The 21136-nt window shown below is 68.7% G+C and carries 16 protein-coding genes; 7 read left to right on the top strand and 9 right to left on the bottom strand.

Annotation, left to right across the window (positions count from 1 at the left end; genetic code table 11):
- Positions 1-7: 7 nt before the first annotated feature.
- Both OC490_RS05765 and OC490_RS05760 read right to left on the bottom strand, forming a co-directional pair.
- Positions 8-796 carry a polysaccharide lyase gene (locus tag OC490_RS05765; protein ID WP_262056685.1) on the bottom strand — a complete coding sequence of 263 codons (789 nt, stop codon included), beginning with the start codon at positions 794-796 and terminating at the stop codon, positions 8-10.
- A 4-nt stretch (positions 797-800) separates the two neighbouring features.
- Positions 801-1976, bottom strand: coding sequence for a glycoside hydrolase family 105 protein (locus tag OC490_RS05760; RefSeq protein ID WP_262056684.1), 1176 nt, complete (start codon positions 1974-1976; stop codon positions 801-803).
- A 587-nt stretch (positions 1977-2563) separates the two neighbouring features.
- Here OC490_RS05760 and OC490_RS05755 point away from each other — a divergent pair.
- Complete coding sequence (locus OC490_RS05755; protein ID WP_315986655.1) at positions 2564-3400, top strand: aldo/keto reductase; 837 nt, start codon at positions 2564-2566, stop codon at positions 3398-3400.
- Between the two features lie 165 nt (positions 3401-3565).
- A complete protein-coding gene (locus tag OC490_RS05750; protein ID WP_262056683.1) occupies positions 3566-4258 on the top strand; it encodes a glycoside hydrolase family 75 protein in 693 nt (230 codons plus the stop codon).
- A gap of 94 nt (positions 4259-4352) precedes the next feature.
- Here OC490_RS05750 and OC490_RS05745 read toward each other — a convergent pair whose 3' ends face one another.
- Both OC490_RS05745 and OC490_RS05740 read right to left on the bottom strand, forming a co-directional pair.
- Positions 4353-5057, bottom strand: coding sequence for an SDR family oxidoreductase (locus tag OC490_RS05745; RefSeq protein WP_262056682.1), 705 nt, complete (start codon positions 5055-5057; stop codon positions 4353-4355).
- Positions 5058-5157: 100 nt separating this feature from the next.
- Positions 5158-6045, bottom strand: coding sequence for a class I SAM-dependent methyltransferase (locus OC490_RS05740; protein ID WP_262056681.1), 888 nt, complete (start codon positions 6043-6045; stop codon positions 5158-5160).
- Between the two features lie 124 nt (positions 6046-6169).
- On the opposite strand from OC490_RS05740, the gene OC490_RS05735 reads away from it, so the two are divergent.
- Positions 6170-6955: a phytanoyl-CoA dioxygenase family protein gene (locus OC490_RS05735; protein ID WP_262056680.1), complete on the top strand. Its 786-nt coding sequence runs from the start codon at positions 6170-6172 to the stop codon at positions 6953-6955.
- A gap of 116 nt (positions 6956-7071) precedes the next feature.
- Here OC490_RS05735 and OC490_RS05730 read toward each other — a convergent pair whose 3' ends face one another.
- Both OC490_RS05730 and OC490_RS05725 read right to left on the bottom strand, forming a co-directional pair.
- A complete protein-coding gene (locus tag OC490_RS05730) occupies positions 7072-8781 on the bottom strand; it encodes a glycoside hydrolase family 6 protein (protein ID WP_262056679.1) in 1710 nt (569 codons plus the stop codon).
- 75 nt (positions 8782-8856) lie between these two features.
- Complete coding sequence (locus OC490_RS05725) at positions 8857-10338, bottom strand: cellulase family glycosylhydrolase (RefSeq protein ID WP_262056678.1); 1482 nt, start codon at positions 10336-10338, stop codon at positions 8857-8859.
- A gap of 278 nt (positions 10339-10616) precedes the next feature.
- On the opposite strand from OC490_RS05725, the gene OC490_RS05720 reads away from it, so the two are divergent.
- A complete protein-coding gene (locus OC490_RS05720; RefSeq protein WP_262056677.1) occupies positions 10617-13535 on the top strand; it encodes a glycoside hydrolase family 48 protein in 2919 nt (972 codons plus the stop codon).
- A 244-nt stretch (positions 13536-13779) separates the two neighbouring features.
- Positions 13780-16449 carry a cellulose binding domain-containing protein gene (locus OC490_RS05715; protein WP_262056676.1) on the top strand — a complete coding sequence of 890 codons (2670 nt, stop codon included), beginning with the start codon at positions 13780-13782 and terminating at the stop codon, positions 16447-16449.
- Positions 16450-16495: 46 nt separating this feature from the next.
- Here the strand turns inward: OC490_RS05715 and OC490_RS05710 are convergent, their stop codons facing one another.
- Together OC490_RS05710 and OC490_RS05705 are read right to left on the bottom strand one after the other, a co-directional pair.
- Positions 16496-18403, bottom strand: a complete 1908-nt coding sequence (locus OC490_RS05710) for a rhamnogalacturonan lyase (protein ID WP_315986654.1) — start codon at positions 18401-18403, stop codon at positions 16496-16498.
- Between the two features lie 39 nt (positions 18404-18442).
- Positions 18443-19405, bottom strand: a complete 963-nt coding sequence (locus OC490_RS05705; protein WP_262056675.1) for a helix-turn-helix transcriptional regulator — start codon at positions 19403-19405, stop codon at positions 18443-18445.
- 39 nt (positions 19406-19444) lie between these two features.
- On the opposite strand from OC490_RS05705, the gene OC490_RS05700 reads away from it, so the two are divergent.
- A complete protein-coding gene (locus OC490_RS05700) occupies positions 19445-19924 on the top strand; it encodes a hypothetical protein (protein ID WP_262056674.1) in 480 nt (159 codons plus the stop codon).
- Positions 19921-20388: a hypothetical protein gene (locus OC490_RS05695; RefSeq protein ID WP_262056673.1), complete on the top strand. Its 468-nt coding sequence runs from the start codon at positions 19921-19923 to the stop codon at positions 20386-20388. Before OC490_RS05700 ends, OC490_RS05695 begins: the two co-directional genes overlap by 4 nt.
- Here the strand turns inward: OC490_RS05695 and OC490_RS05690 are convergent.
- Positions 20366-21115: a class I SAM-dependent methyltransferase gene (locus OC490_RS05690; RefSeq protein WP_262056672.1), complete on the bottom strand. Its 750-nt coding sequence runs from the start codon at positions 21113-21115 to the stop codon at positions 20366-20368. The genes OC490_RS05695 and OC490_RS05690 overlap by 23 nt on opposite strands.
- Positions 21116-21136: the final 21 nt, after the last annotated feature.

The following is a 21136-nucleotide window of genomic DNA, read 5'->3' as shown; positions in this document are numbered from 1 at the left end:
GTGCTCCTCACACGAGTTGGTAGCCGCGGAGATCGGTGAGCAGGAGGTAGGTGTCCTGCAGGGATCCGGAGGTGTCGCCGAGGGAGCGGTAGATGCCCCACTTGGGGCGGACGCGGTCGGCGAGCAAGGTGTCGACGCCGGTCCTCGACTCGTCGATCACGGTCGTGGAGCCGGACTTGAGGATCCAGCGGACCGAACCGGCCGTGCCGTTGCCGACCTTGATCTGGAAGTCGACGTCGGTCCAGCGGTCGTGCAGCGGATCGAGGTCGGTACGGCCGACCAGGACCCCGGCGATCGGCAGGTTCAGCTCGATGGTCTGCACGCCGTTCACGCGCCGGAGCGACTGCACGACGATCGGCGAGGTGCCGTTGCCGGGCTGCTTCATCTGCATGATGTGCGTGAAGGTCGTGGTCGCCTTCAGGGAGCTGGGGATGTACATCGAGTACGTGATCCGCCAGGTCTGCCCCTGGGTCCACTTCAGGTAGCTGCTGCTGCCGGTGCGCAGACCGGTGACCTCTTGGCGCTGCCGGTCGGTCGACGTGTCGCGGTCGACCGTATGCATGGTGAAGCGCCAGTTGTTCCCGGTGGCGTAGATGTGCGGGTGCCCGGCCGGATGCGAGTCGGCGCGGTCGTCCTCGACGGTCTCGAAGGCGCCGAGGCCGTCGCCGGTCGCGGTCGGCGCCCACTTCTGCTGCCAGGAGGCGGCGTGCGCGGGGGTGGCGGCGGACAGGCCGGCCGCCGCGCCGGCGGCTCCGCCGAGGGCGGCTCCGAGAACCGCCCTTCTGGACGTACTCATGACGCTATTCACCTCGCAGTTGTTCGTTCATGATCAGGAAGGCGCCCAGGCCGTGGAAGTCGTTCGTGGCCCGGGTGCGGGCGACGTAGTACGCGTAGTCGCCGACGTTGGTGCCGATGGAGATGTCCGTGAGGTCGGTGCGGCCGTCGCTGCCGACCGAGAGTCGCGCGAGGACGCCCTCGTAGCCGCGCCGGGCGACATCGGCGAAGTGCCGGTCCAGGTAGCCCTGTTGGGCGCCGCGCGAGAGGGCGTAGGTGAACATGCTGGAGCAGGACGTCTCGGTCCAGTTGTCGCTGCGGGCGCCCTTGTCCATGACCTGGAACCAGCGGCCGGTCGCCGGGTCCTGGTACTTCTCCAGTCCGGCCGCCAACCGGCGGAGGATGCCGAGGAGTTGGGGCCGTCGTGGGTGGTCGGCGGGGAGGGCGTCGAGGACGTTCGTGACGGCCATCGCGTACCAGCCGACCGCGCGGCACCAGTGTTCCGGTGCGAGTCCGGTGCCGGGGTCGGCCCAGCTCGCGGTGCGCGATTCGTCGTAGGCGTGCTTCAACAGGCCGTTCGCGACCTGGAGATGGCTTCCGTAGACGTAGAGCTGCTTGGACGCCTCGTCGTTCGTGTAGGCGCTGTCGCCGAACTCCTTGCCGTACTCGACGAGGAACGGGTTCACCATGTAGACGCCGTCCGCCCAGAGTTGATGGGCGCGGCTGCTGCTGTCGGCGTGCCAGAAGCCGCCGTCGCTCGTGCGCGGGTAGGTGTCGAGGCGGTCGCGGATTTTCTTGGCGGCCTTGCGGTAGCGGTCCTGGCCGGTCTCGTGGTGCAGGATCACCAGGAGGCGGCCGGCCTGCATGCTGTCGAGGCTGTTGAAGGACTGGTCGATCGAGCCGTCGCTCTTCACGAAACGGTCGACGTAGCTCTTGATGTAGGTCAGGTAGCGGGCGTCGTGGGTGCGTTTGTAGGTGAGGTACTGGCCGTAGAGGTAGAGGCCGACCGGGTAGGACCAGCCGCCGATGGTGCTCGGTGTGTAGCGGGCCGTGGTGGAGTCGACCACGGCCACGGACCAGTCGGGGGCGGCGGCCGGGCGGCTCGCGGCCACCGTCGTTTCGAGCGGCGGGACCGCTCCGGTCAGGGTGACGGTGGCGAGGGCTGCCGCGGTCAGGGCCGCTCGCAGTCGTCGGCGTCTCATGTTCCTCCCTTTCGAGTGGGGGTCGGTTCGGGCGGGCGCGACGGCTTGGGCGCGTTCGGGCGGAGTGCATGGGGCCGTCGCCTGGATGGGCCGTTGCCTCGGCCGCCGCCGCTGTTGACCGACTGATCAGTTTGAACGGGGCCGAGAAACGACCGCCCGGCATCAGCGGTCCGTGCGCCGTGCGGCCGTGGTGGACGAGGCCTTCACCACACCTTTTCATCCGATGTTTCCTGCATACGATGTTCCGTCGGGAGGATCCCGGGCAGTGTCCTGCCCATGCGCGCATACCTGCCCTCCTGAGGGTGGGGGGTCTCGGAGCCCAGACAGGTGCCGGTGTTCACAGGGTTGTTCACATGGACGCACCACGTTCACGGACACGTCCGGTGGCGTGCTTCAGCGTCGCGGCATGACGGTCCGCGGTCAATGGTCCGGACCGAATAAGGTCGGATGCATTTCTCGCCAATCTTGAGCCGACGACACCGGACGGCCGCTCGGTCCGGACGGATTTCGCGGTCAGGAATGCACCACGGCCCGTGATCGTTGACGATGGGGAGTACCCACCCGACGACTGAAGGATCGAGAGCTTCGTGAGCAGCAAGGTCCCCCCGATCATCCTCAACAACGGTGTCGAGATGCCCCAGCTGGGCTTCGGCGTCTGGCAGGTGCCGGACGACGAGGCGGAGCGGGCGGTGGCCACAGCGCTGGAGACCGGGTACCGCAGCATCGACACAGCGGCGATCTACGGCAACGAAGAGGGCACCGGAAAGGCCATCGCCTCCTCCGGCGTCCCGCGCGAGGAACTCTTCGTCACCACCAAGCTCTGGAACGCCGACCAGGGCTACGACGCCACCCTGCGCGCCTTCGACGTGTCGCTGGCGAAGCTCGGCCTGGAGTACCTGGATCTGTATCTGATCCACTGGCCGACGCCGGCCCGGGACAAGTACGTCGACAGCTACAAGGCGTTCGAGAAGCTGCACGCGGACGGCCGGGTGCGCGCCATCGGCGTCTCCAACTTCGAACCCGACCACCTGGAGCGGCTGATCGCGGAGACCTCGGTCATCCCGGCGGTCGACCAGATCGAGCTGCACCCGCAGCTCCAGCAGCGGGCGGGGCGCGAGTACCAGGCGGAGCAGGGCATCGCGACCGAGGCCTGGTCGCCGCTCGGCTCGGGCCGGGGTCTGCTGGAGGTGCCGGCGATCGTCGCCATCGCCCAGAAGCACGGCCGTACTCCCGCCCAGATCGTGCTGCGCTGGCACATCCAGCTCGGCAATGTGGTGATCCCCAAGTCCGTGACGCCGTCGCGGATCAAGGAGAACATCGAGGTCTTCGACTTCAGCCTGGACACCGAGGACCTCGCGGCGATCAGCGCGCTCAACGAGGACCGACGCCTCGGTCCCGACCCGTCGACGTTCAACGCGGCCTGAACGAAGCGAGCCGCCTGAACCAAGCGGTACGAGGCGCCCCGGAGTCCAACTCCGGGGCGCCTCGCGTTACTTGGTTCGGACCAGGGTCTTGACGCGGGCATGCCTATGGGGCCACCTTGTTGCGCACCCGGTAAGGAAACTTTCCTAACAGAAGGGTCCCCCACAGTGCGCATCCGAACACTGACCCTCGCCGCGGCCTCAGGCGCCGCCCTCCTCGCAGCCGGAGTGCTCCCCGCGAGCGCCTCCGGCGCCACCCCGAAGTCCGCCCAGGAGGGCACGGTCAGCGCGGCCGACCTGCTCTCCAAGGTGACGTCCTGCTCGCAGATATCGAACGGCAAGTACCGCACCGACGACGAGACTTCGGCCACCATCCCGGTCTGCGGCAAGAACGGCGCCGTGTTCTGGAAGGCCGACATGGACATCGACTGCGACGGCCAGCGCACCTCGAACTGCAACGAGAACGCCGACCCCTGGTACCAGGACGACACCGCGTTCCACCAGTCCAACGGCAAGCCACTGAAGGCCGATTCACTGCCCTACATCGTGGTGCCCAGCTCCAGCAGCATCTGGAAGTACTCCAGCTACGGCATCAAGGGCGGCGGCGTGGTCGCCGTGATCTACAACAACAAGGTCGAGTACGCCGTCGTCGGCGACACCGGCCCCACCAACATCATCGGCGAGGCCTCCTACGCCACCGCCAAGGCCCTCGGCATCGACCCCGACCCGGCGACCGGCGGCGCCGACTCCGGCGTGACGTACATCCTGTTCAAGAACTCGACGGTCTCCCCCATCGAGAGCCACAGCGCGGCGGTCTCGCTCGGCGACCAGCTGGCGAAGCAGTTCCTGCAGAACAACTAGCGTGCGGGTGAGGCCCGTTGCCACGAGGCCCGTCGTCGCGATCGGTCGGGTCGCGGCAACGGGCCTCGCTCGTGGGCGAGTTGAGCGGGCTACGTCAGTTGGGCTGCCCGATCGGCCGTACGACGACGGTGTTGATGTCGACGCCGGCGGGCTGGCGGATCGCCCACAGGATCGTGTCGGCGATGTGGTCGGCGGTGAGCAGACGGCCGGGCGGCGGGCTGCCGTTGCCGTCCCAGAACGGGGTCTCCACCCGGCCCGGCGCGACCAGCGTCACCCCGATGCCGAACTCCGTCACCTCGCGCCGGGTGTTCTCGGCGAGACCGGTCATCGCCCACTTGGTGGCGCCGTAGATGTTGCCCGGCGTGTGCACGAACCCGGCGACGCTGCCGATCAGCACGATCCGTCCGTGCGTCTGCTTCAGCGCGTCGACGGACGCCCGGATCAGGAGGGCGGGCCCGAGGACGTTGGTCAGCACCATCTCGGTCCACCCGGCCGGGTCGCCCTCGGCGACCGAGTCGTGCGTGGCGATCCCTGCGTTGGCGACGACCGCGTCCAGCCGCCCGAACTGTTTCAGCGTCGTCTCTACGGCGGCCTGCACCTGGTCGTACTCGGAGGCGCTGCCGGGAATCGTCAACAGGCCCGCAGGATCTCCCAGTTCACCGGCGAAGGCCTGCAACCGCTGTTCGCTGCGGCCGGTGACGGCCACCCGGCCGCCGGCGCTGAGGAGTTGTCTCGCGACGGCCGCGCCGATCCCGCTGCCGCCGCCGGTTATGAGCGCGACATGAGAGTTGTCGTTCATGGTGAAGGTTCCCCCGTGGGTCGGTGAACTCCGCATTTTCGGAAGGGCAGTTCATCACCTACAGCACTCTCGAAGTCAAGCCGCCGAGTTCACGGGCCGTTCACACCGGCCGCACCGCCGTGTGCACGGTGTGCGCGGCGAGCACGAACACATCGGCGCGCCGGTGCACGCCCGCCGGGTCCTGCGGGTCGACCAGCCGGTCGAGGGTCGCCCGGTCCTCGGCACCCAGGGCGTCGCCGTAGACGTCACGGACCCGGGTCAGCCAGGTCGCGACATAGCCGCGGACGCGGTCCGGGGCCGGGGCGGGCAGGTCGAGGAGGAAGCTGCGGCTGCCGGTGTACTTCAGGCCCGCCGAGGTCAGGAGGGCGGACCAGTCCTCGGTCTCGGTGACGGCGCCGGGGAGGTCGGCGCGCATCTGCGCGAACCACTCGGCCTCGACCGCGTCGATCCGCGACTCCAAGCCCGGGCGGCCGATACCGAAGTCGCGCGGCAGGAACCGGGAGGGCAGACCACCCTCCATGATCGCGAGGGTGCCGCCGGGGGCGAGCCGCCGCGCGAAGGCGGCCAGCCCGGCGCGCTGGTCACCGAGGTGATGCAGGCTGCGACTGGCCCACAGGAGATCGGCCGGGTACTCCAACTCCCCCAGGACATCGGGCAGTTCACCGGTCAGCGTGCCGAAGCGGTCACCGAAGCCCAGCCGCTCGGCACGGGCGCGGGCCCGGTCCAGGAGCGGTGCGGAACCGTCCACCGCCACGACCCGGGCGCCCGGGAACGTCTCCGCGAACAGACACGCGACCACACCCGGCCCACTGCCCGCGTCGACGATCAGCCCCGGGTCGGTCCGCTCCTTCGCCAGCCACGCCATGGCCCGCTCGTACAGCGGCGCGAACAGCTCCGCCTGCGTCTCCAGCAGGGGGCCCATGACGGCCCAGTCGAGGTCGGTGTGGTCGTGGTGGTGAGCGTGCTTCTCGTTGTGCTCGTGCGCCATGGTGGTCAGCCTCTCGTCCGGGTGCCGTCAGCCTGCGCCGACGCACCGTCCGGCGGCCACTTCCGTTGCCGAAGCGGCAAAAAATCGGATGCGATGCGGGCTGCCCGTCGCCGACCATGCCCGTATGGACGACACGGACGACGTGATGGTGGAACGCTTCCTCGAAGACGGGTTCGTGAAGATCGAAGGGGCCTTCCCACCGCGGGTCGCCGAGCACTGCGCTCGACTGCTGTGGTGGGAGACGGGCTACGACGCGGAGGATCCCGGCACCTGGAAGGACCCCGTGGTGCGGGTGAGCGACATGGCCCAGGGGCCGTTCGCCGCCTCGGTCAACTCCCCTGCCCTGCATGAGGCGTTCGACCTCCTGGTGGGCGCCGGCCGCTGGCAGGCCCGGTATTCGGTGGGCAGTCTTCCGCTGCGCTTCCCGCACGCGACGGAACCGGACGACGCCGGCTGGCACATCGAGGGCAGCTATGCGGCGGAGGGCGCGGAGAACGAGTGGCCGTATGCGAACCTGCGCTCGCGCGGCCGGGCCCTGCTGATGCTGATGCTGTACACCGAGGTCACCGAGGAGAACGCGCCGACGCGTATCCGGGTCGGCTCCCACCTCGACGTTCCGCGCGTCCTCGAACCGTACGGCGAGCGGGGCGCCTCCTCACTGACGCTCGGCCCGAAGGTGGCCGAGGCGTCCGCCGGGCGCCCCCTCGCGTACGCCACCGGCAAGCCCGGTGACGTGTACCTCTGCCACCCCTTCCTGGTCCACGCGGCCCAGCCCCACCACGGCGACCGCCCCCGCTTCATGGGGCAGCCGCCGCTGTTGCCGGCGGTGCCCTATGAGCTGGAGCGGTCGGACGGCGACTATTCGGCGGTGGAGTTCGCTATCCGCCGGGGACTGGCCGGCGAGGGGTGACCCCCACGCCCCAGGGTGCGGGGCGCGGGGGCGGGGGCTGGGCGGGGGTGTATGCCATGTGCGATGCGGTATGCGATTACTGTCGGCGTTTTCTGCAGACGCCTTCTGTATGCGATCTACAGGGGCGGGTACGCGTTCGCCATCAACTGCTGGAACTGCGCCGAGAACCAGTGCCCGGACAGCGGAGCGTTCGGCAGAGCGCCCGACATGTTGTTCCCGTTGCGTGCGTTGCCCGTGTACGTCGGGTCGCACATGCGGTCGAAGCCCTTGCCCTCGTCGTTGGCGATGGCGGTGCTGGATCCGTCCGACTCACCCGGCGGCTTCATCCACACGTACGCGTCGATCCCGGTCGCGGGTGCGGCCTGCGGGCGCTCGCCGAGGCCGGCACCGGACTGGTTGCACCAGTTGCCGACCTGGATACGACGGTCGTAGCGGCCACCGTCGACATACGTGTCCACGCTGGTCGTCGCACCCGGACCGGTGGGCCGGGCCGAGCCGCCCCAGCCGTTGCGGGAGGTGTCGATCAGCATGCCGATACCGGAGTTGAAGCCCACGGACACCAACTGGTTGCGGAACGCCTGGGCGTACGACAGCTCGTCCACGTAGCGGTTCCAGTCGACCCACTTGGACTGGCGTACGGAGACACCGTTCACGCTGTCGTTGATGGTGAAGTTGTTCTCCTTCAGGGCGCTGTAGTTGGCCGTGTTGGTGATGAAGCCGGCGACGTCGTTGACGGTCGCGCCCTCGGCGTTGGCCGCCTGGTAGAAGAGGTTCGCGGCGGGGGCGAAGTTGTCGTCCCAGCCGAGCCAGCCGTGGTGGCCGGCGTCGATGTAGTTGTAGACGTTGGGGATCGCGCCGAGCTTGTTCAGCGCGTAGCCGACGCCCTTCACGTAGTTGCCGTTGGCGAGCATGGTGTCGCACTGCGGGGTGGCGGTGGCCTTGCTGCCGGTGTTGGTCACGAGGTTGGGCAGCGAGTCGATCTCGATCGTGGTGACGATCCGCAGCGAGGCGTACTTGGTGTCGGCGAGGATCGTGGCGATCGGGTCGATGAACTCGGTTTCGTAGCGGCCGATTTCGGTCGGGCCGAGTTCGCCGTTGGAGGCGAGGGCCGCGCAGTCACGTCCGGGCAGGTCGTAGACGACGAGCTGCACGACCTCTTGACCAGTGCCCTTCTGGGCGAGCGCCGCGTCGAGGTGGGCGCGCAGGCCCATGCCGCCGTTGACTCCGTTGATGGCGGCGATGCGGTCGAGCCAGACGCCGGTGGGCTGGTTGGAGATCCGGCTGCCGCCGGTCTCGGCGGCGGCCTTGGCGGACCACTCCGGGTTCACGTACACCTTGGCGCCCGCGTAGGGGTTGTCGACCCGCGTGCCGGGATCGGTGCCGCCGCCTCCCCCACCGCTGCCGTCGTCGACGTTGCAGGCCACGCCGTCGAGGGTGAAGGTGGTCGGGAGCGCGTTGGTGCCGCTGTAGGAGGCGTTGAAGCCGAAGCTGACCGAACTCCCGGTCGGCAGGCTCGCGTTGTAGGTCTCGTTGGCCGCCGTGACGGCGGTCCCGCTCTGGCTGATCTTCGCGTTCCAGCCGCTGGTGACCTTCTGGTTGCCGGCATACGCCCACTTCACGGCCCAACTCGACTTGGCGGCCGAGTTGTTGGTGATCGTGACGGCGGCGGTGAAGCCGGTGTCCCACTGGTTCTGCACCTTGTAGTCGACGCTGCACGGGATCGCGGCGATGCCGACGTCCGAGGAAGGGGTGACGGCGACCGCCGTCCCCGAGGCCCCGGCGACGAGCACCAAGGCAGCGAGCAACGCTGTTCTGGTACGGCTCATGAGTGCGGGTTTCCTTGTCTGGTAAGGAAGTTGGTTGCGGGTGCTGTGGTGTGCGCTGTTGGTGTGCGGGGGCGCCTATCCGTTGAGGGCGCGCAGGTGGTCGCGCAGCCCGATGCCGTACGCGGTGGGCGTACCGGTGTAGTCGGAGATCAGCGACGGACCGGCGGAACAGTCCCAGGTGTTCCAGGTCCAGCCGAGATACGAGAGCCCACGGTCGTCGAACCACTTCATGACCTGGTCGACGAAGGCGTGCGAGCAGGTGTTCTCGCCGATCTCCCCTGCCACCAGCGGCACTTGGGCCGCGACGGGGGCGAGTGTGGAGTTCCAGCAGCTCTCGCTCGCGCAGGTGTTGAAGTTGTACACGTGGTACGCGGCGACGAGATTGCCGGTCGGATCGGTCGGCTTGTAGGCCAGCCACTGGCTCAGGTCGTTCGAGTACGCGAGCCCGCCGGCCATGATCACGTTCTTGGCGCCGGTCGACCGTACGGCGTCGACGAGATCCTGCATACCGGCGACTTCGTACCCGATGCCGGGGCAGGTGCCACCGTCCCGCCAGCACTGCCACGCCTGGGTGGTCGTGGAGGTCGCACGGTCCGGATACGGCTCGTTGAACAGGTCGAACGCGACCGCCTGATCCGCCTTGAAGGTGCTGGCGACCGAGGACCAGAACGACGGGGTGTACTGCGCGTCGGGCATCGGTTTCTGGCAGGTGGCGTGCACGTCGGAGCAGCCCGCCGAGTTGCCGGTGTACTGGCCGTAGGTCCAGTGCAGTTCGACGATCGGTGTCATGCCGTGCGCCTCGACCTTCGCCACCAGGTCCTTGACGGCGGCGATGTAGTTGGCGCCCGCGTACTCGGGCTTGATGTTCGAAAGGCCCAGCCAGCACTCCTCGTTGAGCGGAATGCGGACCGTGTTCGCCTTCCAGTCGGCGATCGCCGCGACGGCCGCGTCGTCCACCGGACCGTCCCAGATGCCGTAGCCCTGCACGCACATGAACTCGCCGCCGGACCGATTGACGCCCAGCAGGCGCCGGTTGGTGCCGCCTGCGTCCACGAGCTTGTTCCCGGAGACGTGCAGCGTGGGCGCGCTGCCGCTCGGCGGCGGTGAGGTCGGAGGCGGCGAGGTCGGTGGTGTCGGCTCCGAATCGACGTTGCAGGTCGTGCCGTTGAGCTTGAACGCGGACGGTACGGCGTTGCTCCCCGACCAGTTGGCGAGGAAGCCGGCACTCACGCTCGCGCCGGTGCCGAGCGAGCCGTTCCAGCTCTCGTTGGTCGCGGTGACCGTTGTGGCGGACTGGGACCACTTGGCGTTCCAGCCCTGGGTGACCTTCTGACCGCCGGTGAAGTCGAAGCTCAGGCTCCAACTGCTCACCGGTGCCATGTTGTTGGTGATCTGCACTGCGCCCTGGAATCCGGTGCTCCACTGGCTGGTGACCGAGTACTCCACCGTGCACGCGGGGGTGGCGCCGGACGCCGTGACCACCGGAACGACCATGGCCCCGACAAGGGCGGTCGCGCCGGCGACGGCTAAAAGGATTGAACGCGGGGGGTGTCGCATGAGCGACTCCTTGCAGCTCGGGCGCGTCGCACGGACGCGTCGACTGACGGAATCGCTCCCACTGGTGTCCAGGAAGGTAGCGCCAAGTGACGGCAAAGGACAGGGGAGTCACAGACTTTCGCTGACTTTCCCTCAATCCACGTTCGTCGAAATCTTTTCGACCCCGTAAGCACCTTGACGACTCCCACCCCCGTCCTCACGATGGGAGCGCTCCCACTGGTTCAAGGCTTGTTGCTGTTCCGCCCCCACCCCTCCGAGCCGCAAGGAGGAACCAGCACATGCACCCCAGAAGGAGACGCCGTTTGACGCGGCGACTGTGGACCGCTGTCGTGGCGGCCCTCGCACTTCCCGTCTCGATGCTCGCGACGGGTACAACTCCCGCCCAGGCGGCGACAGTTCAGTGCAGCGTGGACTACAAGACGAACGACTGGGGCTCCGGCTTCACCGCGGATCTGACCCTCACCAACCGGGGTACGGACGCGATCAACGGCTGGACCCTGACCTACGCCTACGCGGGCAACCAGAAGCTCAGCAACGGCTGGAACGGCACCTGGTCCCAGTCCGGCAGCGCGGTCACGGTGACGAACGCGTCGTACAACGGGACGATCGCCGCGGGCGCGGCCGTCTCGACCGGCGCGCAGTTCGCCTACAGCGGTACGAACACCGCGCCCACCTCGTTCGCGATCAACGGCACCACCTGCGTCGGCGCCCATCAGCCGCCGATCACCGTGCTGACCAGCCCGAGCGCGGGCGCGATCTACACGCAGGGGGCCGCGATCCCGTTCGCGGCGACCGCGGCTGCGGCCGACAACGCGACGATCAGCAAGGTCGAGTTCTACGACGACACCACGCTGCTCGGCACGGACACGACCTCGCCGTACTCGTTCTCGACCTCCGGTTTGACCGTGGGCAGTCATTCGCTGGTGGCGAAGGCGTACGACAGCCTGGGCGCGTCCGGCACGTCCGCTCCGGTCGGCATCACGGTCGCCTCGGGACCCGCGATCGTGGCCTCGCCGACCCAACTGGGCGTCCAGCAGGGCAAGTCGGGCACGTACGCGGTGTCGCTGTCCTCGCAGCCGTCGTCGAACGTGACCGTGACGACGGCTCGAGCAAGCGGCAACACGGGGTTGTCGGTCACCGGCGGCGCGTCGCTCGCGTTCACGCCGTCGAACTGGAACACCGCGCAGACGGTGACCCTCACGGCCGACGCGTCCGGCACCGGTTCGGCGTCCTTCGAGTCGACGGCGACGGGCTTCACCAAGGCGACGGTCACGGTGACGGAGCTGGCGGCGGCGAACGCGTACGACGCCCGCTTCCTGGATCTCTACGGGAAGATCACCAACCCGGCGAACGGCTACTTCTCGCCCCAGGGCATCCCCTACCACTCGGTGGAGACCCTGATCGTCGAGGCGCCGGACCAGGGGCACGAGACGACGTCGGAGGCGTACAGCTATCTGCTGTGGCTGCAGGCGATGTACGGCAAGGTGACGGGTGACTGGTCGAAGTTCAACGGCGCCTGGGCTCTCATGGAGAAGTACATGATCCCGACCCACGCAGACCAGCCGACGAACTCCTTCTACAACGCCTCGAAGCCGGCGACGTACGCGCCCGAGCTGGACACCCCGAACGAGTATCCGGCGAAGCTCGACACCTCGGTGCCGGTGGGATCGGATCCGATCGCCGGTGAACTGAAGACCGCATACGGTACGGACGATGTCTACGGTATGCACTGGCTGGAGGATGTCGACAACACCTACGGCTACGGCGACACGCCGGGCGGTGGGTGCGAGGCGGGGCCGACGGCGAGCGGACCGTCGTACATCAACACCTTCCAGCGCGGAGCGCAGGAGTCCGTGTGGGAGACGGTGCCGCAGCCGACCTGCGACGCCTTCAAGTACGGCGGTACGAACGGCTACCTGGACCTCTTCACCGGTGACTCCTCGTACGCCAAGCAGTGGAAGTACACCGATGCTCCGGACGCCGACGCGCGGGCCGTGCAGGCCGCGTACTGGGCCGACACCTGGGCCAAGGAACAGGGCAAGGGCGGTGACGTCTCCGCGACCGTCGGCAAGGCGGCCAAGATGGGCGACTATCTGCGCTACGCCATGTACGACAAGTACTTCAAGAAAATCGGCAACTGTGTCGGGCCGTCCACCTGCCCGGCTGGCACCGGCAAGGACGCCTCGGACTATCTGCTGTCCTGGTACTACGCGTGGGGCGGCGCCAACGACACCAGCGCGGGCTGGGCATGGCGCATCGGGTCCAGCCATGTGCACGGGGGCTATCAAAACCCCCTGGCTGCCTACGCGTTGAGTTCGTACGCGGACCTGAAGCCCAAGTCCGCGACGGGCGCGGCGGATTGGGGTACCTCGCTGACCCGGCAGCTGGAGTTCTACCGCTGGCTGCAGTCGAGCGAGGGCGCCATCGCCGGTGGAGCGACGAACAGTTGGCAGGGGCGGTACGCGAGTCCGCCGGCCGGGACGTCGACGTTCTACGGCATGTACTACGACCAGCAGCCCGTCTACCACGACCCGCCGTCCAACCAGTGGTTCGGCTTCCAGGCGTGGTCGATGGAGCGGGTCGCCGAGTACTACCAGCAGACGGGGAACGCGAGCGCGAAGGCGGTCCTGGACAAGTGGGTGGCGTGGGCGCTGTCCAAGACCACGATCAATCCGGACGGCACGTATCTGATCCCCTCGACGCTGCAGTGGTCGGGGCAGCCCGACACCTGGAACGCGTCAAGTCCCGGTGCCAATGCGGGACTTCATGTCACCGTCGCCGACTACACCAATGACGTCGGTGTCGCGGCCGCGTATGCCAAGACGCTGACGTACTACGCCGCGAAGTCCGGTTCCGCTGCGGCGAAGACGACGGCGAAGGCTCTTCTCGACGGGATGTGGAGCAACTACCAGGACAGTCTGGGGATCGCCGTTCCGGAGACCCGCGCGGACTACAACCGGTTCGACGACAGTGTGTATGTGCCGAGCGGGTGGAGCGGCACGATGCCGAACGGCGACGCGGTCAACTCCGCTTCCACGTTCGCCTCGTTGCGGTCCTTCTACAAGAACGATCCGGCGTGGTCGAAGATCCAGAGCTATCTGGCGGGCGGGGCCGCGCCCGTCTTCACGTACCACCGGTTCTGGGCACAGGCGGATGTCGCCTTGGCCATGGGGTCGTACGCGGAGCTTCTTGAATAGCCCCCGCGAGGCGCTCCGCGGGTTGGGCGGTTGTTTGTCTGCGGGTCCGTTGTGGCTGGTCACGCAGTTCCCCGCGCCCCTGAAAACAGGGGAGTTGGGCCCGCCGTTTCTCGGAGAGTGCCCGGAGTTCCGCGTGCGTGGTCTCGTCACCTGACGGCGAGGCCTACCAGCCGGGCGGCCCCCACCCGCACTGGGGGTCGCCCGGTGTTTGTGTCTTGAACCCCTCTTCACGAGAGGACCCCTCGTGCGAAGAACCCGAATCCTCACGGCCGTGCTGGCGCTCGCCGCCAGTCTGTTGGCGGGCAGTCCGTCCGCCCTTGCCGCGAACCCGAACGCGCCGGAAGTGACCGTCGCCGCCGACACCTACACCTGGCACAACGCCCGGATCGACGGCGGTGGGTTCGTGCCCGGCATCGTGTTCAACCGGAGCGAGAAGAACCTCGCCTACGCCCGTACCGACATCGGCGGCGCCTACCGGTGGCAGCAGGCGACGAAGACCTGGACGCCGTTGCTGGACTCGGTCGGGTGGGACGAGTGGGGGCACACCGGCGTGGTGAGTCTCGCGTCCGACTCGGTCGACCCGAACAAGGTGTACGCGGCCGTCGGCACGTATACGAACAGCTGGGATCCCACGAACGGGGCCGTGCTCAGGTCGGCGGACCGGGGCGCGAGTTGGCAGAAGACCGACATGCCGTTCAAGCTCGGCGGGAACATGCCGGGGCGCGGTATGGGTGAGCGGCTGGCCGTCGACCCCAACAAGGACAGCGTGCTGTATCTGGGCGCGCCCAGCGGGAAGGGTCTGTGGCGGTCGACGGACTCCGGGGTGACCTGGTCGCAGGTGACGAACTTCCCGAATGTCGGCAACTACGTGCAGGATCCGACCGACACGAGCGGCTACGCCAGCGACAACCAGGGCATCGTGTGGGTCACCTTCGACGAGTCGACGGGTACGTCCGGCAGCGCGACGAAGACGATCTATGTCGGTGTCGCGGACCAGGCCAACGCCGTGTACCGGTCGACGGACGCGGGCGCGACATGGAGCCGGGTGACCGGGCAGCCGACCGGGTATCTGGCGCACAAGGGTGTACTGGATGCGGTCAACGGCTATCTGTACATCGCATACAGCGACAAGGGCGGTCCGTACGACGGCGGCAAGGGCCAGCTGTGGCGGTACGCCACGGCGACCGGCACGTGGACGAACATCAGCCCGGTCGCGGAGGCCGACACCTACTACGGCTTCAGCGGTCTGACCGTCGACCGGCAGCATCCGGGGACCGTGATGGCGACGGCGTACAGCTCCTGGTGGCCGGACACACAGATCTTCCGCTCCACGAACAGCGGGAGCACCTGGACGAAGGCCTGGGACTACACGTCGTATCCCAACCGGTCGAACCGGTACACCATGGACGTGTCCTCCTCGCCCTGGCTGACCTTCGGGGCGAATCCGTCGCCGCCCGAACAGGCCCCGAAACTGGGCTGGATGACGGAGTCGTTGGAGATCGACCCGTTCGACTCGAACCGGATGATGTACGGGACGGGCGCGACGCTCTACGGCACGGAGAACCTGACGAACTGGGACAGCGGCGGCCAGTTCACCGTGAAGCCGATGGTGCAGGGGCTGGAGGAGACGGCGGTCAACGACCTCGCCGCTCCCCCGTCCGGCGGGGCCCAACTCCTCAGCGCGCTGGGCGACATCGGCGGGTTCCGGCACACGGATCTCACCAAGGTCCCCTCGATGATGTTCACTTCGCCGAACTTCACGACGACCACGAGCCTCGACTTCGCGGAGACCAACCCCAACACGGTGGTGCGCGTGGGCAATCTGGACTCGGGGCCGCACATCGCGTTCTCGACGGACAACGGCGCCAACTGGTTCGCGGGGACGGACCCTTCGGGCGTGAGCGGTGGCGGAACGGTGGCCGCGGCGGCGGACGGGAGCCGGTTCGTGTGGAGTCCGGCGGGTGCCGGGGTGCAGTACACGACCGGGTTCGGTTCGTCCTGGTCGGCGTCGAGCGGTATCCCGGCGGGCGCGGTCGTCGAGTCGGACCGGGTCGACGCCAAGACCTTCTACGGTTTCAAGTCCGGGAAGTTCTATGTGAGTTCGGACGGCGGGGCGACCTTCACCGCGTCCTCGGCCACCGGGCTGCCCAGTGGTGACAGCGTGCGGTTCAAGGCACTGCCCGGTACGAAGGGCGACGTGTGGCTGGCGGGCGGGGCGAGCGACGGGGCGTACGGGCTGTGGCATTCCACGGACGGCGGCGTCACCTTCGGCAAGCTCGCGAACGTCGACCAGGCCGACACGATCGGCTTCGGGAAGGCGGCGACGGGCGCCTCGTACCAGACGCTCTACACGAGCGCGAAGATCGGCGGTGTCCGCGGCATCTTCCGTTCCACCGACAAGGGCGTGAGCTGGACGCGGATCAACGACGATGCTCACCAGTGGGGTTGGACGGGCGCGGCGATCACCGGTGACCCGCGGGTGTACGGCCGGGTGTATGTGTCGACGAACGGGCGCGGGGTCGTCTACGGCGACTCCTCCGACGCCGGCGACGGAGGCGGCGGGGGTGGTGGCACCGATCCGACGCCTCCCACGGGCGCCTGCTCGGTCACGTACAAGATCACCAACCAGTGGGCGGGCGGCTTCCAGGCCGACGTCCAGGTGACCAACACCGGCTCAACCACCTGGAGCGGCTGGTCACTTGGCTGGTCCTTCGCGGACGGGCAGCGGATCGCCCAACTCTGGAACGCCGACTGGACCCAGTCCGGCGCGACCGTGACGGCGAAGAACGTGAGCTGGAACGGGACGGTGGCCGCGGGTTCGTCGGTGGGGTTCGGGTTCACGGGGAGTTGGTCGGGGGTGAATACGAAGCCGGCGTCGTTCAAGGTGGGCGACCAGGCCTGCACGGTCGCCTGAGTGCGGAGGGCGGCTGCGCGCGCCTCGGCGCGCGCAGCCGCTTGTCTCACGGTGTGTAGACAGTCGGCCGGGGTGCCGTCGGCATCCCGTCGCCGATGTAGAAGCTCGGGTGGGGCGGTTGATTGTATGCAGTGTTCTGCCAGGCCAGAGCCGTGCGGTACTGGGTGTCGTGGAGGAGCGTCGTGATCCTGGTGGTCGTCTCGTACGGCGTGGAGTAGATCCGTAGCGCCGTGTTGTCGGTGGTGGGCCAGACGACCTCTTCCCGCCAGTCGCCGAGGATGTCGCCGGACAGGGTCGGGGTCGCCTTGGTGCTGTTGTTGGAGTGGACGTCGGAGCCGGTCAGCAGGCGGGTGTCGGCGGTCGTTCCGTACTTGTCGATGTGGGTGGCGTCGAGGAGTTCACGCACCGGGTCGCCGTCCCACCAGGACAGGAAGTTGGTGCTGGAGGGCTTGCGGGTGGAGACCACCGTGCCCTGGGGGTTGCGGACTCCGCTCTCCGATGCCGACCAGGACTCGGCGCCGGGGCTGCCCGCCCAGATGTCCCCGGAGACGCCCCGGCCGTTGTCGCCGTTGGCGGGTGTGGACCAGATGATCGCGCCGGTCTTCGCGTCCGCCATCCACGAGGACGGTTTCGAGGAGTCCTCGTCGACCTTGAACTCCTCCAGGCCCGGGCGGGCGGGGTCGAGGTCGCCGACGTGCAGGGCGTCGCCGTGGCCGTTCTTGGTGGTCCACAGGCCGGAGCCGTTGTCGTCGACGGCCATCGAGCCGTACACGATCTCGTCCTTGCCGTCCCCGTCGACGTCGGCGATCGCCAACTGGTGGTTGCCCTGGGCGTCGTAGCCCTTGCCGGTGTTGGTCGAGGAGTTGGTGTCGAAGGTCCAGCGGCGGGTGAAGGCGCCGTTCCGCCAGTCCCAGGCGGCGATCACGGTGCGCGTGTAGTAGCCGCGCGCCATGATCAGGGAGGGTCGGCTGCCGTCCAAGTAGGCGGTACCGGCGAGGAATCGGTCGACTCGGTTGCCGTAGGAGTCGCCCCAGGAGGAGACCGTGCCGCGGGCCGGGACGTAGTCGACGGTGCTCATCGCCTTGCCGGTCCGGCCGTTGAACATGGTCAGGTACTCGGGTCCGGACAGGACGTAGCCGCTCGAATTGCGGTAGTCCGCGGCCGAGTTGCCGATGACCGTACCCGCGCCGTCGACCGTGGCGTCGGCTGTTTTCATGGCGACCTCGGCCTTGCCGTCGCCGTCGTAGTCGTACACCTGGAACTGCGTGTAGTGGGCGCCGGAGCGGATGTTGCGGCCGAGGTCGATGCGCCACAGGCGGGTGCCGTCGAGTTTTACGCCGTCGAGGATCGTGTTTCCGGTGTAGCCGGACTGGGAGTTGTCCTTGGCGTTCGTGGGCTGCCACTTGAGGACGAAGTCGAGTTGTCCGTCGCCGTCGAGGTCGCCGACGGAGGCGTCGTTGGCCTCGTAGGTGTAGGCGACTCCGTCGGGGGTGGTGCCGCCGGCGGGCGGGGTGATGGTGACGTCCTTGTAGCCGGTGCGGAACTGGATGGCGTGGACGGAGTCGGCCTGTTCGACGCCGCCGACGATCGCGCGGACCGTGTAGTCGGCCTGGGCGGGCGCGCCGGCGTGGAAGTAGTTCGTGGAGCCGGTGATCGGGGCGGAGTTGACCTTCGTACCGGCGCGGTAGACGTTGAAGGAGACGGTGTCGGGGTCGGTGCCGAGCCAGCGCCAGCTGACCAGGTTGCCGCTGTCGGTATGGACGCTGACAACGCCGCGGTCGAGGGCCTCGACCTGGCGGGCGGTGGCGGCCTGGGCGGTTCCGCCGGTGGTGAGTTGGGCGAGGACCAGGGCTGCGGCGGCGGTCAGTGCGGAGAGTACGGCCCTTCGTCTGCGGGACCGGTGCCGCGGGCGCGGATGCGGGGGCACTTGCGGGTGCGGGTGCGGGTAGCTCACGTGACGTACCTCCTGGGAGGACGGACGGGTTCCGTGCCCTCAGTCGCCGCTGCCGGTGAGCAAGTTGCCGTATCTTTCGGCCAGTTCGGCGACCGTGCGGGTGATCCGGTCGCGGAGTTCGGGTGGTGAGAGGACCTCGATGTCCGTGCCGAGGCGCAGGAACTCGCCGTGCGCGTGGTCGATGGACTCGATGGGGACCGACATCAGGGTCCAACCGTCCGGTTCCGGCCGTCCGTTGAGGGGGACCGCCCGGGCGAGGTTGGCTCCGGGTGCGAGCCGGACCACCGCCTCGCCGCGGTGGAGGCGGTCGTGGAAGTCCTGTTGGTGGGCGGTCCAGTACGCGGCGAGGTCGAAGTCGTCGGGGCGGATGAACTTCTCGTCGGAGTCGGAGGCGGTGAGTTCCAGGATCTGGTCGACGCGGAAGGTGCGCGGGCCGGGACCGGCCACGACATACCAGCGGCCTGCCTTCAGGACGAGCCCGTACGGCTCCAGTCGGCGTTCCACGTCGGTGGGCTCGCGCCAGCGTCGGTAGATCGCATACAGGACGCGGTTGTGCCATACGGCGTCGGCGACTGTATGCAGGAACGGTGTCTCGTCGGCGTCCGCGTACCAGCCCGGCGCGTCCAGATGGAACCGGCCGCTGATCCGGTCGGCGTGCTCGCGCAGCTCGGCCGGCAGGGCCGCGCGCACCTTCAGCTGGGCGGCGGCCAGGACCGGGCCGAGGCCCAGCTCGGCGGCCGGTCCCGGTACGCCCGCGAGGAACAGGGCCTCGGCCTCGTCCGTGGTGAGGCCGGTCAGGCGGGTGCGGTAGCCGTCGAGGAGGCGGTAGCCGCCGGCGTGGCCCGCGTCGCCGTACAGCGGGACGCCCGCCGTGCTCAGGGCCTCGACGTCCCGGTAGACCGTGCGGACCGAGACCTCCAGGGCCTCGGCGAGCTGGGCGGCGGTCATCCGCCCGCGGGTCTGGAGCAGGAGCAGGATCGAGAGGAGTCTGCTGGACTTCACTGACACAGGATGTCAGTGAAGCGGCCCTAGCGTCCTGTCATGCCTTTCACGGAGAAACTGCTGACCGTGCCGCCGCCGATCGAGGTGGCCGGGCGGCACATCAAGCGCTACCACGTCACCGCCGACCCGGCCGGGATCGCTCCCGAGGTGGAGGCGGCGGCGTACGCGATCCTGCCGGAACTGCTGCCCGAGCCGGACGGCACTCCGCCGGCCGGCTTCGTGGTCCTGCATCGGGGCGGTGACGACGGCGCCTATCTGAACGCGTACAGCTGGGTGTGGGACAACGTCCTGCACTTCCGGGGCGCGTCGGCGGGCCAGCCGGTGCTCGGCTGTCCCGACCTCGACCCCACCCACTTCGTCGCACCCGATCTGCCGTGGATCGGCTGCGTGTGGGAGCTGCCGCCGATCCTGCACGAACGGAACTCCTGGGTGCGGCATCTCCTCGCGCCCGAAGTCCCGGACCTCGACGCCTACTTGGCGGACTGCCTGCCCGCCGGAACCACTGGAGACCGCTCATGAGCAGCCCGCGCGACTTCGACTTCCTGCACGGGGAGTGGGAGGTCGTGAACCGTCGTCTCACCGACTTCCTCCGACCCGGCAGCGGTTGGGAGGAGTTCGGAGGGGTCAGTCGTTGTCGGCCGTTCTTCGACGGCGCGGCGAACGTCGACGAGATCGACATGCCGTACCTGGGGTCGAAGGGGCTGACCCTGCGGCTCTTCGACCGGGAGGCCGAGGAGTGGTCCCTGAACTGGTCGTCGAGCCGCAGCGGGAAGCTGTTCCCGCCGGTGACGGGCCGGTTCGAGGGCGGCCGGGGCGAGTTCTACGGCGAGGACACCCACGACGGGAAGGACGTGCGGGTGCGGTTCGTGTGGTCGGGGGTCTCCGTGAGCGGCGCACGCTGGGAGCAGGCGTTCTCGGTGGACGACGGGGCGAGTTGGGTGACCAACTGGACGATGGACTTCACCCGGCCGGAGGTTTCCTGAAGGCCAGGATCGTGAACTCGGGGTCCCTGCGCGGCCGTTCCTGGTCCGGCAGCGACTCCAGTCGCTCGACGAACCGTTCGGTGAGCGGTTCCCCGGGCGGCAGCATGGTGAACCAGCCACGTCGCAGGTCCGCGACGGTGCTGCGGGGACTGCGGCCCTGACCGTGGCCGCGGAAGCGGGCCGTGCCGGCCGGGTGCAGGCCCTGTTCGGCGGCGTAGTCGTGGACGTGGTCCGGTCGGTCCTGGGCGGGGCGGCGCGGGCGCGGGGCGAGGACGGCGTCGATGTCGCTGCCGACGTCGTGGGCGGCGGCCTTGTCGACCGTGGTGATGTACACCCCGCCCGGTCGCAGTACCCGTGCGCACTCCGCGACGATCGCCCCGGCGTCTTCGGGGCCCGCGACGAGGTGCAGTAGCCAGATGGTGGTGACGGCGTCGAACACCCCGTCGGGAAAGGGGAGTCGGCGGCTGTCGGCGAGGAGTACGGCACCGGGCAGCCGGGTCGCCGCCGTACGGGCCATGGCGGGTGCGGCGTCCAGGCCTGTGACCCGCAGGCCGGGGCGGGCGGTGGCCAGGCGGCGGGTGACGATGCCGGTGCCGCAGGCCACGTCGAGCAGGGCGCGGGCCTCCTGCGGAACGAGACCGAGTACGGCTTCGGCAGCGGCGGCGGCACGGGGCTCGCCGCCGCGTGTCGCGTCGTAGGCGTCGGCTTCCTTGTCGTAGTCGAGCACGCGCTTTCGTCCTGCCCTTTC

This window comes from Streptomyces sp. STR69, from assembly GCF_024519455.1.
Classification (GTDB): Bacteria; Actinomycetota; Actinomycetes; order Streptomycetales; family Streptomycetaceae; genus Streptomyces.
The sequence above is the reverse complement of the archived record's forward strand: the minus strand, read 5'-3'. Positions and strand labels throughout refer to the sequence as shown.